12 protein-coding genes are annotated in these 15,645 nt (G+C 46.7%); all 12 read right to left on the minus strand.

What is annotated here, in order from left to right; translation table 11 throughout:
- Position 1: 1 nt before the first annotated feature.
- The 12 genes from D4L85_RS03710 to D4L85_RS03765 all read right to left on the minus strand — a co-directional run bounded on the left by D4L85_RS03710 (position 2) and on the right by D4L85_RS03765 (position 15,644).
- Positions 2-1,768: a PAS domain S-box protein gene (locus tag D4L85_RS03710; protein WP_119753047.1), complete on the minus strand. Its 1,767-nt coding sequence runs from the start codon at positions 1,766-1,768 to the stop codon at positions 2-4.
- On the minus strand, positions 1,765-2,349 hold the full coding sequence (locus D4L85_RS03715; RefSeq protein WP_119753048.1) for a chemotaxis protein CheC: 585 nt from the start codon (positions 2,347-2,349) through the stop codon (positions 1,765-1,767). The genes D4L85_RS03710 and D4L85_RS03715 overlap by 4 nt, the downstream gene beginning before the upstream one ends.
- Before the next feature lie 7 nt (positions 2,350-2,356).
- Entirely contained in the window at positions 2,357-4,117 is a 1,761-nt protein-coding gene (locus D4L85_RS03720) for a chemotaxis protein CheA (RefSeq protein ID WP_160143520.1), read from the minus strand.
- A gap of 21 nt (positions 4,118-4,138) precedes the next feature.
- Positions 4,139-5,179 (minus strand): chemotaxis-specific protein-glutamate methyltransferase CheB, encoded by a 1,041-nt coding sequence (cheB, locus tag D4L85_RS03725; protein WP_119753050.1) that lies wholly within the window; start codon positions 5,177-5,179, stop codon positions 4,139-4,141.
- 5 nt (positions 5,180-5,184) lie between these two features.
- Entirely contained in the window at positions 5,185-5,541 is a 357-nt protein-coding gene (locus D4L85_RS03730) for a response regulator (protein ID WP_119753051.1), read from the minus strand.
- Between the two features lie 16 nt (positions 5,542-5,557).
- Positions 5,558-6,028, minus strand: coding sequence for a chemotaxis protein CheD (locus D4L85_RS03735; RefSeq protein WP_119753052.1), 471 nt, complete (start codon positions 6,026-6,028; stop codon positions 5,558-5,560).
- Complete coding sequence (locus D4L85_RS03740) at positions 6,025-6,537, minus strand: chemotaxis protein CheW (RefSeq protein WP_119753053.1); 513 nt, start codon at positions 6,535-6,537, stop codon at positions 6,025-6,027. Before D4L85_RS03740 ends, D4L85_RS03735 begins: the two co-directional genes overlap by 4 nt.
- A gap of 75 nt (positions 6,538-6,612) precedes the next feature.
- Positions 6,613-9,246, minus strand: a complete 2,634-nt coding sequence (locus D4L85_RS03745; RefSeq protein WP_160143521.1) for a PAS domain S-box protein — start codon at positions 9,244-9,246, stop codon at positions 6,613-6,615.
- A gap of 385 nt (positions 9,247-9,631) precedes the next feature.
- Positions 9,632-10,591 (minus strand): sensor histidine kinase, encoded by a 960-nt coding sequence (locus tag D4L85_RS03750; protein WP_160143522.1) that lies wholly within the window; start codon positions 10,589-10,591, stop codon positions 9,632-9,634.
- A gap of 356 nt (positions 10,592-10,947) precedes the next feature.
- Positions 10,948-11,598, minus strand: a complete 651-nt coding sequence (locus tag D4L85_RS03755) for a response regulator transcription factor (protein ID WP_119753056.1) — start codon at positions 11,596-11,598, stop codon at positions 10,948-10,950.
- A gap of 6 nt (positions 11,599-11,604) precedes the next feature.
- Positions 11,605-13,014: a response regulator gene (locus tag D4L85_RS03760; protein WP_119753057.1), complete on the minus strand. Its 1,410-nt coding sequence runs from the start codon at positions 13,012-13,014 to the stop codon at positions 11,605-11,607.
- Positions 13,015-13,055: 41 nt separating this feature from the next.
- Positions 13,056-15,644, minus strand: a complete 2,589-nt coding sequence (locus D4L85_RS03765; RefSeq protein WP_119753058.1) for a sensor histidine kinase — start codon at positions 15,642-15,644, stop codon at positions 13,056-13,058.
- Between the last annotated feature and the right edge of the window lies 1 nt (position 15,645).

Genomic DNA, 15,645 nt, shown 5'->3' on the forward strand with positions numbered 1-15,645 from the left:
ACTACATGGCTGCTAAAACAGATACTCTCTCCTTCGCTTCCTTCACAAAAATCACAACCACCTTCGTAACTTTCCCTTCCGGGTTCCGGATCACCGAAAGCGTTGCTTCATAAGACATTTCCCGGCCCGGTGTGACGAGCGGAAGTATGACCGTTGAAAATTCATCCATTAAAGCCTCACCTTGTTTCTTCCCCCAGGCAAAGTGATAATACGGCGAAATGAAATCCAACATCGTTTTATTCTTAAGCTCCAGTCGAGATACCCCGAACAATTTCAAGGCTTTTTCATTGGCGGTCTTGCAGGAAAATTGTTCGTTAAACTCAACGACGGGAAGCGTCAATTTCAAGGCGTGGACCATCCCGTTCAAATCGTTCATCTTCTCTTTCTCTTGCGTGGTGAACTGGGCAAACATCACAATCTTTTTTGGGGCATTCCCCCGGACAACAATCGGGTTGAAGGTTCCTGTCAGCCACAATTCTCTCCCAGACCGGTCTTTCATCTTGAACTCGCCTGAAAACGATTTCCCGAGCCTGAGGCTCTCCCACATCACTTCCACCGTTTGATCATGTCCCATCAAGAGTCCGGAGCTCTTTCCGACGAGCTCGGCCAATTCAAAGCCCATCACTTTCAGAAAAATATCGTTGGCTCCCTTCACGGTTCCCGCAATATCAAACTCGGCGGTTGCTAACGTCATATCAATGGCGTTGACGATACCGGAAAGTTCAGTTTGCTGATGCGTCATTGCCTCCTGGGCCGTGGCCAACTCCGCAAGATTTCGCTTCGTCTCTTCCTCTCTCGATTGCAGCTCCTGAGTAAGCGCATTCGACTCTTGTAAAAGCGCCTGCGTACGCTGAATGCCTTTTATCGAGGCTATTTCAGACGCAATATTTTTACATACGCTCTTTAAAAATTGCACCTGGTGGGGTTTCATCACTTCAAAGAAGGCCAGTTCAATGGCGCCGCAAAAGACATCGTTGACCATCAAGGGCGCGATCACAATGTTCCTAGGCGTCGCGAAGCCAAGGCCTGAAGTAATTTTTATGTAGTCCTTCGGCACATCCGTGATGAAAATGTAATCTTTCTCGAGCATGCACTGCCCCAACAACCCCTGCCCTTCAAAAACTCTTCCTTCTACGAACTTTCGTTTCTCGTATGCATAACACGCCGTTAATTCCAAATATCTTGCGCCTTCTGAATTCTCATATTCAATAAATAATGAACCCTGATTGGCGTTGGTGTATTTCACCAAATGGCTGATGACCTGGTTGCCGAATTCCGCCATTTCCGTCTTACTTCGTAATAGTTCACCAAACCGAGCAAGGCCCTCGCTGATCCACGCACGCTTATCCTCTTCATCTTTTATGCGCAGCATCTCGGCGCGAATGTTTAGCAGGGCTTTTCCGATGGCATCGTTTGCCATGCCATCGCCGGCCAATGTTGTGTTTGATAGATTGGCGATCAACGCTGCCGTGACCTCTAACTTCTTATGCAACAGGTCCTGATTCTGTCGCAAACGCGCGAGATTATTGAACGACCACCGGGAATATTGCTTTTCCTCCTGATTCAATGTCTTGTCGGATCTTACCAATAATTCGAAGACATATCCCACCCCGCTGTTGAGTATGAGCACTACCGATAACAACATCACCATATCGAAGCCCACCGCCACCCAACGATAACTGACAGGGTTCCCAGCCAAACACATCACCCCAGTGCCTGCAAAAGCAGCCAGGAAGAAAATGCAAGCGGCTATTATTCTGCCTTTCATATTTTCGTTGCTGGCACTAATTCAAAGATCTTATTACTCATTTTCCAAATAAACTGTGGATGAGCTCTTCCCCTTTTTTCAAACTGGAAAGTAGTATTGGAAAAAATAATGCTCGACGGATTGTCCTTGTTCACTTCACCGTCCATAAATTTCTGTAAATCCCGGGAGTGTATTTTTGTCAACTGCGGCACATCGCCATAGATCTCAAGACCAAGCGCATTGGATAGCTCGGAGATTACCGAAGCCGACATGATATTGTCCATTTCCAACAGAAAAGCTTCCTTCAGTACCGTATCGTCCACATTCAAACCGACAGCTCTGAATATTTCAAGGGTCTCATCCTGATTAAAAATCAAAAAACTCTTTCCGGATATTTCCCCGATAATCTGGGTGACCAGTATATATAATTCGCCTTGCTCTTCCGACATACACGAAAAATTATCATCGTGGCGAATAAGAATGGATTGAGCACTGCTGATGGTAACCTGTTTATGGATCAGTTTTGAAAAAGATGTTGCAGCTCTTTCAAAACCGGTGTTCATCACATGGATCAAGAAATTCTCACGGTTCCGACTATCCATAGTCTGTCTAGTTTAAGTTGAAATTCTTAGAAGATTTATGCTGCGTGGAGAGGCTAAATATAAAATTCAGCACATACGGTACGTTCAGCACAAGGCACACATTACCACTACCCAGGATCGTAAAGCCACTGATAAACTTTATCCGGTCAACCGGCTTCATCAAGGGTTTCTCGACAATTTCCTTTTGCTGCAGCAGTTTATCTACCACAATGCCTACGGTTCGATTATTAAAATTCACCACCACAATTTCCAGCTTCGTTTCGGGGTGGATATCGTCGAAAGTGGCTTGAAAAACGTTGGCGTTGCCACCTGATTTTTCAGCGGGCTGCTCAAAGACATCATTCAAAAAAACAACGGCAATATTTTTGCCCAAGTGCGTAGCCACCAATCCCCCGCCCGCTTTGTGAATGTCGGTCTTGTAAAGGGAAATAACCGATTCCGTGTAAGCGAGTGGTATGGCATATACTTCATGTTTCAATTCAAACAACAACGACGATTTCACGGCCATGGAAGATGGGAGTGTCAGTTGGATGACGGCTCCTTTTCCATCCGTACTGGCCAGGCGGATGGTTCCTCCGATGGAGTCCAGCGTTTTCTTCACCACGTCCATGCCAACGCCCCGGCCGGAAATGGCCGTTACTTCGTCCATGGTTGAAAATCCAGGTTCGAAGATGAGCATGCTCAAATCGCTATTACCCAGTTTTTCAGCATCTTCGGCTGTAATCAATCCCTTACTGATGGCTTTGGCTTTGATCCTTTGATAATTCAATCCTCTTCCGTCATCGCTAATTTCAATGCGCACGGCATCCGTTTCGCTGCGGGCGCTGAGCGTTATCACGCCGTCTTTTGGCTTGTTCCGTTTCAATCGTTCCTCGGGTTCCTCAATGCCGTGGCCGACACAATTCCGGATCAAGTGAATCAATGAATCGCTGATCACCTGCAACACGTTTCGGTCAATTTCGGTGTCAGTTCCTTCCAGCTTTAACACCACATCCTTACCCTCCACGGAGGCCGCATCCCGCACCACGCGATGGAACTTATTAAAGAGAAATCCAACCTGAACCAGGCGCACATCCATGACCGAATATTGAAGATCCGAACTGATTCTACTCAACCGTGCATATTCATTCGAAGCACGCAAACCGCTTCCTGCCTGCGAGGCGAGTATTCTGTCCTTTTCAATAATTAATTCCCCGACCAGGTTAAGAAGATTGTCAAGCTTGCGAACCGGGACCTGCACCAGGTCGGAAAAAGAAATTTTGCTGTCTGACTCACCTGGAGCCGCTTCGTCCGACAGGAATGAAGCTTCATCACTTTCAGGCGATTCCTGCGTAAACGCATTGTTGGCGTTACCCTCTACATACTGGACTTCGGCTGTGCGCTCTTTTGCGCGTTTGATCAATACTTCTAATTTGGTTTTTATCCCTTTATATTTTACTTCGGTTTTATCTTTAATGCCGTTGATGAGGCCGCCCAGTATGTCTACTGCTTTGTACATCGAGGTAAACAGATTTTCGTCCAATGCAATTCTCCCATCGCGCACTTCGCCAAACAAATCTTCCAAAACATGCGCTATTTCATAGATCCCTGTAAAGCCCATTCCGGAAGCGTTTCCCTTCAAGGTGTGCGTGATGCGGAACAAAGCATGAATTGTATTTTTGTCACTTTTATTTCTCTCCAAGTGAGTCAGCAAACGGTTGATCTCTTCGAAATTATCCATTGCCTCTGCCAGAAAAATCTCTTCGTATTCGTCTTCTTTATTTTTCATGTGCATTGATTTTTCGTTGGACTATAAACAGCTCACTATAAAACCTGGTATCTGTTTCAAACTAACGACCTGCTTCACGGCACCTCTTTCGATGGCCGCCTTGGGCATGCCAAACACCACAGACGACTCCTCATCTTGCGCAATCGTGTAGCCACCTTTTTCCTTTATTTTCAGTAGCCCCATGGTGCCATCCTTTCCCATGCCGGTGAGGACTACGCCGATCGAATGTTTACCATACGTCTCCGCTACTGATTCAAAGAGACAATCCACAGAAGGGTAGTTGAATTCGTTGTATTTCCGGCTCGTGAACGTAACCATCGGGGCTTTGGTGAGGTGATTTTTTTCTATGCGCATATTGGATTCGCCGGGCGCGATATAGATCACTCCACCTTTTACGGCCTCACCCTTGCGGGCCAGGCGAACCGGAAGGGGACTGTTTTCATTTAAGCGTTCCGTGAACGTCTCCAAAAACCGCGTGGGCATATGTTGAACAATGACCACGGGGATCTCTAAATTTTTCGGCAGATTATTGATGATGGCCTCAACGGCCCCCGGGCCACCAGTAGAAGCACCGATCACAATAATTTCATAGTTCAAGGCTTTACCAAAACTATGAACATGGCTATTCGCGTGGGCCTTCTGTTTTTCCCTCAGCAACGTGCAGTCGATCCGGGAGGCTTCTTTGATCAGATCCAATAAACGATAGTCACCCACCCGCAGCTGCTCCATGCCGGTGGGCTTGTCAATAAATTCAAAAGCACCATGCTTCAGTGCATCAAAAATCCGCGAGTCCGTTTTTTCCAGCGAACTCAGCAAAATAATGGGCTTGGGGCTGCTCTCCATAATGGCATTTATCACATACAACCCATCATAGCCAGGCATTACCATATCCGTAACAACAACATCTACCTTTAACTCTAATGCCATTGCAGCCCCTTGCTGCCCATTTGCTGCCACACCCACAAGTTCAATCGATTCATCGCCGTTAAGCATGTCGCCGATGACCTTTCGCATAAATGCCGAGTCATCAATCAGAACGGTTCGAATGCGAGTGACTGCCATGTAGGTTAGGCTTTGTTGATGGCTTCCACCAATTGATCGTTTGTGAAAGGCTTCACGATGTAGGCTTTGGCCCCAAGCCGCAATCCCTCATTTACAACAGACTCCTGGCCCACCGCGCTGATCATCACCACTTTTGATTTTAATCCTTCTTCCTGGTATACTTTTAAGATATCTGTTCCGATCATATCGGGAAGGATGTTATCCAAGGTGATCACATCCGGCTGCAACTCAAAAGCCAGATCAATTGCCTCTTCACCATTCGCAGCCTGCCCCACCACGCTGTACCCTCCCGATTCGAGAGCGTCTTTAATGAGCGTCCTCATGTACAAGGAATCATCAACGATCAATACACTCTTTGTCATGTTTAGTACGATTTTGTTAATAAATTCTACACTGATCATTTCCGGGTATGCGAACGCGCAGCTGTCCCGAACTGCTCCAGAACTTTGCCGTCCTTGAACAATTTCCGCCCACATCCAGGGCAGCAATAAAAATTCTATTTGCGATCAAACGGCTCACCACAGACTCCGAATTTCTCCGGCCGGCTTGCGTATTTACACCAATGACATTGGCGCCCCCAACAACTTTCGCCCGCAGCGAAGCGAGACTATTGCCATGCAGCCTAAACCGACTGAGCAACTCCTCTAGGGCCGCGGAGACACTATAAAACTTCGCGCAGTCGCCTGGCCCCCTCTCATTTTCTGGAAGAAGGATATGCGCACCACCCGACATGCCCGTGACCCGATCCTGAATAAAGAGACCGATGCAAGAACCCAATCCAAAGCAGGTATAGGTTGCCGGGCCTGGCGAAATGGCCACGTCACCAATCGTTAGTGTATACTCCATCATGCTGCCACCGCTGTTTTTTTCAGCGTGTTGGCCAACTCCTGGTCAATCACTTTGAAAATATCGATGAGAATGATCAGGCGATGGCCCGCTTTGATGATGCCTTTTATATAGTTCGTTTCGGCATTGGCATCATTAATAATACCCACTGACTCGTCTAGATCGGAAGCGTTTACCGAAACCGTATTGGGAACCTCATTCACGAGCAGTCCTAATTTCACATCTTCGCTTTCCACCACAAGGGTATACTTATTTCCCTGGTTTTGCACGGTGCTGGAAAGGTTGAACCGATCTTCCAGATCAAAAATCGCGATCACGTTGCCGCGGATATTGGCCACACCTTTCACATACGAAGGGGTTTGCGGCATTCGCGTGATCGTGGGGGTGATCACTACTTCTTTAATTTGATCGATGTGCAGTCCATATTCTTCATTGCCTAATTTGAACACCACGATCTGAAGCGAGCGCTGAGAACCGATTTTTTGTTTTTCTGTATGTATATCTTCCTTCATACGTATTGCTTTGAAACGACATAGGATTTAGCGGAAATGCCGGGCCAGGCGAAAAACCCGGCACCGGACCAACCGTTATTTCTTAAGTTTAAATTGCTGGATGCCGGCCTGAAGTTCAGCGGCAACGGCCGACAGTTCATCACCAGCCTTGGCGATCTCGGTCATGCCGCCACTCATTTGCTGACTGGAAGTGGCCACCTGTTGTGTGCCGGCTGCGGTTTCTTCCGATACCACCACGATCTGTTCGAAATTTTTTACAACGGAACCGATCGATTCCTTCTGCGCCATCGTGGCGGTCTGGATTTCTTTCGAAGCACCAAACGTCTCTTCGCTGGACTTGGCAATTTCCCGGAAAATTACTTCCGCCTCAACACTCGATTTATTTCCTTCCTTCACACTCGCCTCCATGGTTTCAATCGCCTTTCCCGCGGCTTGCGTATCGCGCTGCACATCGCTAATGATCTTTTCGATCTCGACAGCTGACTTCCGCGAATCTTCCGCCAACTTGCGTATCTCTTCCGCCACTACGGCAAAGCCCCTTCCGGCATCACCCGCGCGCGCCGCTTCAATGGCGGCATTCAGGGCGAGCAAATTTGTTTGACTGGCGATGTCGGTGATCACATTCAGCGTCCGGCCAATTTCTTCCGTACGTTTCGTGAGCACACCAATGGATTGGGATGTTTGTGCTGCTGATTCTTTTATGTCGCCCATGTTATTGACCAGCACTTTGACGGTACGCATTCCCTGGTTGGAACCCTCAAGCCCTCGTTCGGCAGCTTTGTTGATCACGTTGGCTTTCTTCTCCATGTCATTCGCGGAAGACATCACGTGATTGATCAGCTTGGACGACTCATCGGTGCGTGAGGCCTGATCTTGTGCGCCTTTCGCCATTTGCGAAATGGCCGAGGCCACTTCGGTGGTATTGCGCTTCATATCATCCGTCTTCTTCTGTAGCAAATCGGAAGATTTGGCGACCACATCCGAGCCTTGACTGATATTGGCCAATACGTTGTTGAGGTTTACCAGCGTTTTATTGACCTCCGCCGTGAGTCCGCTGTTGTCCACGGATGTGTCGCAGCGCAAGCTCAGGTCACCTTTCGCCATCGCCTTAATTACGCGGATCACTTCTGTCATATCCAAAGCGTATTTCACTACCTTGACCGGTTTGCCATCCAAATCCACAATGGGATTGTACGAAGCCTGGAGATAGATCTCATCGCCTTGTCTGTTGACACGCGTGTAGGTTCCCACAAAAAATTCTCCTCTCCCCAGTGCATCCCAAAAATTTTTATACTCCGCGCTCTGTCCATGCTCTGTTGTCACAAACATGCGGTGATGTTTTCCTTTGACATCACTTAAGGAATAGCCAACGGTCTTTAAAAAGTTCTCATTTGCTGTAATGATCGTGCCATCCATGTTGAACTCTATAACCGCATTTGATCTGCCAATTGCCTCCAATTGTCCCTGGAAATCAATATTCTTCAATTTCTGACCGGTGATGTCATTGGCCAGCTTGATCACCTTGACGACGTTTCCCTTTTCGTCTTTTACCGGCGTATAATTCGCTTGTATCCAGACTTCCGAACCGTCCTTTGCTTTACGTTTAAATTCCCCTACCTGCGCATTGCCATTCCTCAAATTCGTCCAGAACTGTTCATACTCGCGAGAACTGGCGTAGGCAGCGTCACAAAAAATACGATGGTGCTTTCCCTCAATTTCCTCCCGTGAGTATTTGAGCGTTCTAAGGAACAGCTCGTTGGCCTTCATTACTGTGCCGTCATTGTTAAATTCGATGTATGCGGTGGATGCGTTGATGGCATTCATTTGCCCTTCCAACTCCTGCTGCTTCACGATTTGCTCGGTAATTACATACCGCACGCCAATATATTTAATGGGTTTCCCGTTGGGTCCCAACACCGGAGCGATTAACGCATCAACCCAATACGGACTTCCATCTTTCTTTCGGTTTTTTATTACGCCTCTGAAAATCTTTCCTTTACCGATCGTAGCCCACAACTCCTTGAAGACCGATTTTGGCATATCCGGGTGCCGGAACATGCTATGCGGCTGCCCGATACATTCTTCGCGGGTGTACTGCGATATTTCGCAAAGCAAATCATTCACGTAGATGATATCGCCTTTCAGATCAGATTCGGAAACCACGCAGGCCACGTTGATCTGATCCATGCGGCTTTTTAACTCACGCTGCAGGTTTTCAATTTCAAGTGTCGAGTTCTTCTGCTGGGTGATATCTTTGATGAAGGCTGTGAATTGAATTTCATCACCTACTTTCGTCTTGCTCAGTGAAAGATTGATCCAGAATCTGGTTCCATCTTTTTTTGTAGCCTCGAGGTCGCGCCCGATACCTACCACTTTGTTAACACCGGTATTTACGTTACTCTCTACATATTGGTCGTGTGCCCCCTGGTGTTCTACCGGAACGATCATTTTCACGTTTTTACCCATCACTTCTTCGCGGCTGAAGCCAAACATCCTCTCCGCCGAATCGTTATAGAAAATGATATTTCTTTGTGCATCGATTTGAACGACAGCATCTACGGCGGCACTGAGCGCTTGCACGTTCCGATCGGCCAGCTGTTGAATTTCCAGCAGGCGCTTTTGAAGATCTTCCACTAAAGAAGCACTTGCTCCGGTTGAAGAACCACCGCTTGCTCCATTTTCCTTTTCCTGGTACAAATTCTTGTTCATTTTCCTCGGTGTTTTAGATTTCGGTTTATTTGCGTTTCCTCGCTCTGGTTGAGTCGCTGTTAGTGTCCGCGCTGGACTGGTTTCTTCGTTTTCGACTTGTTCTGAATCCATGGTCGTCATCATTCGTTTAACTGACGTAGAACTTTCAAAACCGAAGCTCCAAGGCGCAGCATGATCTTCTCTTCTATCCAACTGTGATCCCAGACATCCATCGCTCCGATTTGAATAATCATGTTTTTTGCCTTTCTTTCTTAGTACTACATCATTTATTAAACCACTCCACTTTTTCATAAATGTATTGCGACCTGCGCGGAGAAACATTCCGAAGAATCTTGTATTTTGAATTCAGATGTTCTACGGACGCAAACTCAGTAGTTACACGTACCTAATGCTCTACCGCCTCATTTTTGAGCTGATTCTTTCTATTGATGAGTTTCCCCTTTAAACTATTGGGAATACAAACTTTAAACACGCTACCGAATCCAACTTCAGATTGCACAGAAATGTCCCCGCCCAGTTGCTCAATTCCTTCCTTAGCAATGTAGAGGCCCAACCCTGCGCCCCTCGACTGGCTGGAGGCTTTGTAAAACATGTTGAAGATCTGATCAAAATATTGGCGGGCGATACCGATCCCGTTGTCATGGACTTCAATGGTTACATGCTCCGGCACCATGTTCACCAGGATGTGAAGAAACGGCCGGACCTTGGCTGCATCCGAAAACTGAATAGCATTCCGTATCAGGTTTTCCAGTATGATCTCCAACCGATCCCGGTCGCTATAAAAGGCCGCCCCTCCCCGGATCACTATCTCCACATTCAAGCGATTGAAATTCTCATTATGGCGATGAGCATTGACAACCTTCCAGATCTGTGTATCGAATTCAATCTTTTCGCTGTGGATATTTTTGTACGTAGTTTTTGAGAAACTAATAATGTCGCGGATAATCGCATCGAGGCGTTCGGCGCTCAACTCGATCTTTTCAACGTACTCCATGACAGTCCGGTCGCTGGTGTGCAGTCGGGTCAGATTCACCAGACCCATGATCGACGTAAGAGGCGATCGCAAATCATGCGACGCACTGTAGAGAAACTTTTCCATCTGGCTGTTGATCTTGGCCAGCTGTAGATTCTTTTGTTCCAGGTTCCGCTCAAATTCTACCCGTTCAGAAATATCAAGGGCGGTCCAATGAAGAACCAGTTCTCCTATTTCATTGACCAGCTTCTGGGCATTTAACAATGCCACAATTTTCTTTCCGTTTAGCTTCTTAAAGTTAACGACATACTGCCGGACCTGCTCGCCACCCAACAATTTCCGCTTTATGCGTTGGTAATCATCAACGTTCACAAACAAATCAAAGACTGGAAAGTCTTTTGAGCTGTGGTCATTGCCAAACCCAAAACCATCAAAAAAAAGTCTGTTACCAAAAAGGATCTTGTCACCGGGGGAAGACCAAAAAATGATTTCAAATGTGTTATCAAAAAACAGTTTACCTGGGTTTTCCAATACAGGCGTTTGCCTTTTTGTCCCCCTGTCCACTTTGGATCTATTGATTCCATTTTTTTGATCCATGACGTATCCTCCTCCTTAGTTCACGCCAAGGTTGGAAAAAGGAAGACTTGGCTCAATACATGTTTTTATTGAATTACGATTCGTAGAACTACATAGGGGCAGTAGGCAAAACTACGTACGAATAGACGTGCTTATGTGAGAATATTTATCTGTCGCGCTTTCTTAACCAGTTCAATGGAATTTTTTACTGCAAATTTCTTCATGAGATTTGCCCGATGGGTTTCCACCGTACGGGGACTGATGAATAACTTGTCGGCCATTTGCACACTGGTGAGCCCATCATCAATGAGCTTGACAATTTCTATTTCACGGGCAGTAAGTTTGATATCCTCGTGGCGTTCTTTCTTCTTCACTACGCCCCGTTTGTATTTATTGAGGATTACTTTATGTACTTGTTGGCTAAAGTATGTTTTGCCTTCTAAAATGGTATGAACGGCATATTCCAGTTCCTGCCCGCTTTCATTTTTCACCACATATCCTTTCACTCCATTTTCGATGCAACGGCCTACATAATCTTCATCATCATACATCGAAAGCATCAGTATGTTCGCGTTGGCATCGAATGCCAGGATCTTTTGCGTCACTTCCATGCCGTTCATATCGGGAAGAGAGATATCCAGGATGATCAGATCGGGTTTTAATTCTTCATATAGATCGATAGCCTGACGCCCATTCTCCGCCTCCCCTACAATCGTTATGTCTTTGGACTCTTTTAGCAAATTCTTCACGCCGGCCCGAATCATGGCGTGGTCATCGGCCAACATTATTCTATGTTTTTTCATATCGGTTTAGTTGGGGTGAACAGGTGTTTCGATCATAACAATGGTGCCTCCCTCAGGGCCTGGTTTAACGGAAAGTTTACCTTGCAGAATTTCTGCACGGTCGCGCATATTTACTAATCCACTGTGATTGCGATCATCTTTTGCTGGACAGATGCCTTTTCCATTGTCTTCAATACTGAGGCGAACGGCTTGTGGTCTTTCGCTCAACCGCACGGTAATGGAACTTGCGTGAGCATGCTTGATGGCATTGGTTACCGCTTCCTGCGCTATTCGATACAAATTCACCTTATGGGCCTGTTCCAGCGGCACGGGAACGCCCATAGATTGAAACGAAATGGGGATGTTCACAGTTTCGTTCATTTGTCTGCACATCGATCTCAAACAGGTAGCCAGGTCAAAATCCTTTAGCTTGGAAGGCAAAAGATTCTCGGAGATCCGTATGGATTCCATGATCGCTTCATCCAATAACTGGTATAGATCCTGCGCCGTACGTTTGTCCGTCACCAATACATTCACGTTCATTTTCACAGCATTTAATATCTGACCTAATCCATCGTGCAGGTCTTTGGCGATGCGGCTTCTCTCTTTTTCCTGCCCCTCGATGAGTGCGCTGAGACGCTGTTTTTCAAAGTCTTTTGCCATCTTTTCGTTGGCTCGCTTCTCCGACAAATCCTTAAAGATCATGACCAAACCAATCCGCCTGCCCCGCGCGTCGATAACCGGGCTCAAACTTCCTTCCCCGATGGGGATCCACACATTTTGCCGGGATCCCAGCAGCAAGCCTTCAGGCAGGGCATTGTGCTGAGAAACGATGTCGCATTGAATGGGGTTAACCGGGAATTCACCGGTGGCTTCATTCCGGAGGTGCATAATGTCAGCCACATTCCTTCCAAGGGCATCTGGCAATGCGTAGCCGGTGATGGATTCTGCCTTGGGGTTCAGGTAGGAGATGGTGTACTGGTCGTCTATGATCACAATCGCATCGCTGATCGATTTGACCGTTGCAAAATATTTTTCTTCGCTTTGTCTGAGTTTCGATTCGATCTCGTGTTTATAGAGTGCCATTTCAATTACCGTGAAAATCTCCCGGTCTTCAAAAGGCTTTGTCAGATACCCGTAGGGCTCGGTAATTTTCGCCCGCTGTATAGTGTCCCTATCCGTCAGCGCCGTAATGTAAATAACCGGCAAGTTGAATCTCGATTTTAAGATGGAGGCGGTTTGAATGCCGTCCATTTCTCCATTGAGCATAATGTCCATCAAAACTAAATCCGGGCGGCTATGCTCGGCATACTCAATCGCTGCACTTCCGGAATCAAATTTTTCTAAAACGGTATAACCTTCCCCCTCCAAAGTCGCCTGCAAGTGGTAGGCTACAATAAAAGAATCTTCCACAATCAAGATCCGCGCTTTCGACATACGTGTGTTTATCTGAATAAATTAAACGGTCCTTAAAATGATCAGGCGCTGGTGATTCGATCCTTGGATGAAGCACCTCGCAGCAGTGTGACATGAAATGCCGTTCCTTTGCCCTTCGTGCTTTCCACGGCAATCTCCCCCGCATTTTTTTCAACAAATTCTTTTACGAGACCAAGTCCCAAACCTGTTCCTTTTTCACCTTCCGTTCCCTTGGTGCTCCTAACCTTGCCCATTTGAAAAATATTTTTCAGGTCCGCCGACGAAATGCCTATGCCTGAATCCTGGATAGATAGTCTTACAAATCCATTGTCCATACGGGCGGAAATATCAATTTCACCACCCCGGGGGGTAAATTTAATGGCATTGCTCAGGAGGTTGCGAACGATAAAATCGATCTGATAGCTGTCGGCAAAAACCGGAAGCTCGTCTGGGCCGCTATACGTAACTGCAATTTGCTTTGTGGCACTGCTTTCCCTGGCAAAGGAAACAACGGAATCGATGTTCTTTTTTAAGTCAATGTTCTCTGCCGTTGTGCCATTGCCGTTCATTCGCGACTGCGCCCAGGTAGTGAGATCGTCCATCAAGGCTTTGGTGTCCCGGAATGCGTTGTTGATCTCACTTACCATCTTCTTGATCTCTTCTTTTGATAAGGCGTCAATATTCTTCTCGATCAACATGATGAAACTGTGTAACGTATTCACAGGGCTTCTCAGGTCGTGCGAAACAATGCTGAAAAATTTGTCTTTAACAGAAATGAGCTCCTCCTTCTCCCGGAGCAACTGCTCCAAAACCAACATTGCATTTTTTAATTCGGTTATCTCAAAGGTGTACCCATACCACAGGAAACTCCCATCGTCTTGCGCCTCGATCGTGGCCTGTGTCCTCACCCATTTCGGCTTATCGCCCCGTGTGTTGACACGAAACTCGCTGACATTACCGGATAACGCCCGGGCAGCCTGCTCTACTTCCTTGGTGATTCGTCCAAGATCGTCAGGATGCATGCAATTGAACAACGGCGTCGCATCCTCCGAAACCTGGCTTGGCGACAGGTTGTAAATTTCTTGAATGCCTTTGCTCGCGAACGGAAAATGCGTAGAGCCGTCGGGCCGCATACGGAATTCATAAATAAAGCCAGGAATATTATCAGAGAGCCGTTCAAAACGGTTCAAAATTTTCTTGAGTCGTTGTTCGCTCAGGAGCAGGGCATCTTCAGCTTTTTTCCGCTCGGTGATGTCCATCCCGATTCCGATAAGACACCGCTTTCCCTCGTACGCTATCTTCCAGCCTGTGAAGAAATAGGGAATCTTGATTCCGTTCTTGGTAAGAAGGTCAATTTCAGTTTCTGCCTGACCATGGGTGAAGACAGATTTCACTTTTTCGGCCGCCAATGCCTTCTCTGCTTCATCAAAAAAATCCAGCGGGGTCATTGTGCTTATTTCTTGTCCCGAATATCCAGTCACCGTTTCGTAATTCTTGTTCCATCTCAGATATTTATGGTCTTCATCATAGAGAAAAAACATACCCGGCAAACCATTAATAATAGAATCCGAAAGCTCCCGCTCTTTTATGATTTTCGATTCTGCTTCTTTCTCATCCATCACATCATGGAAAATAAAAAGCCCGGTATCTCCCTTAAAGATCCCCTTGGCATCGATCCAAATTTTTCTATCGGCCAGCGTTGTCATTTCAAACTTGATCTCGACCATGCTTTTCTCCTTATCCAAAACACCAGACACTCCCTCCTTTATTTTCTGCTGAAAGGCTGAACGGTATACAGGGTCGACATAGGTTTTCAGAAAATAGGCTAGCTGCATAACCTGCGGGGTACTGACTTCCATGTCGAGCAATCGAAATAATTCGCTACTCACCGTGAGTTGTAGTGACCGCAAGTCCAATTCGGCGCTCCCCATTTTTCCAAAGTGTAACGTCTCTTTAAATTGCTCGTTGGAGGCCCTCAATTTTCTAATCATGAGCACCGAGTAACTTCCGGCGCTGCCGATGATCAGGAGCGTCAGGAAAATATTGAGGCTGAACAGGTAAACATTGATCTCGCGGGCGGCAGAACCCAACACATCGCTGAATTCCCGCTCCAACGTTGTTAGCTCCAACGTCAAGCGATCGACTTCTTGCATCGTCAATTCCTTTTCTTGTCGCGAGAAACTTCCGGTCGTTATTTTTTGCCTCACCTCTCCCCCCAACAAAACAAGCTTCCCAATTTTGACATCCGCCTGTTTCCAAATCTGAATAGCATGTTTCATAAAGGAAACGTCCTTAAAATTCCGGAACAGCCAGATCATGTTATCCAGGTCATCGACATGGTTTTCACCCAATAGAAAACCATTCTTTATAACGGCTTCTTCACTATGGTTCACCAGGCCAATCCGCGCCGTGCTATCACCCAACGGCACTTTCAATTCCTTCAGGAAAAATTCCCAATATTTTGGGTCTTCGGAACTGATGTACATGATCAAATGCTTCGCACCGTCTTTTTGTCCTTTTGAGTAACGCGATTCTCCGTTGATGTAGGCCCGCACCGCCGAGGTCGTCCTGATGGTGAAATAATCGATCAAAATGAGGAATGCGGATACCAGTATTACAACTAATAGCGATAGGTTAAGCTTATTGATCATC

The sequence above is a fragment of the Chryseolinea soli genome, from assembly GCF_003589925.1.
Classification (GTDB): domain Bacteria; phylum Bacteroidota; class Bacteroidia; order Cytophagales; family Cyclobacteriaceae; genus Chryseolinea; species Chryseolinea soli.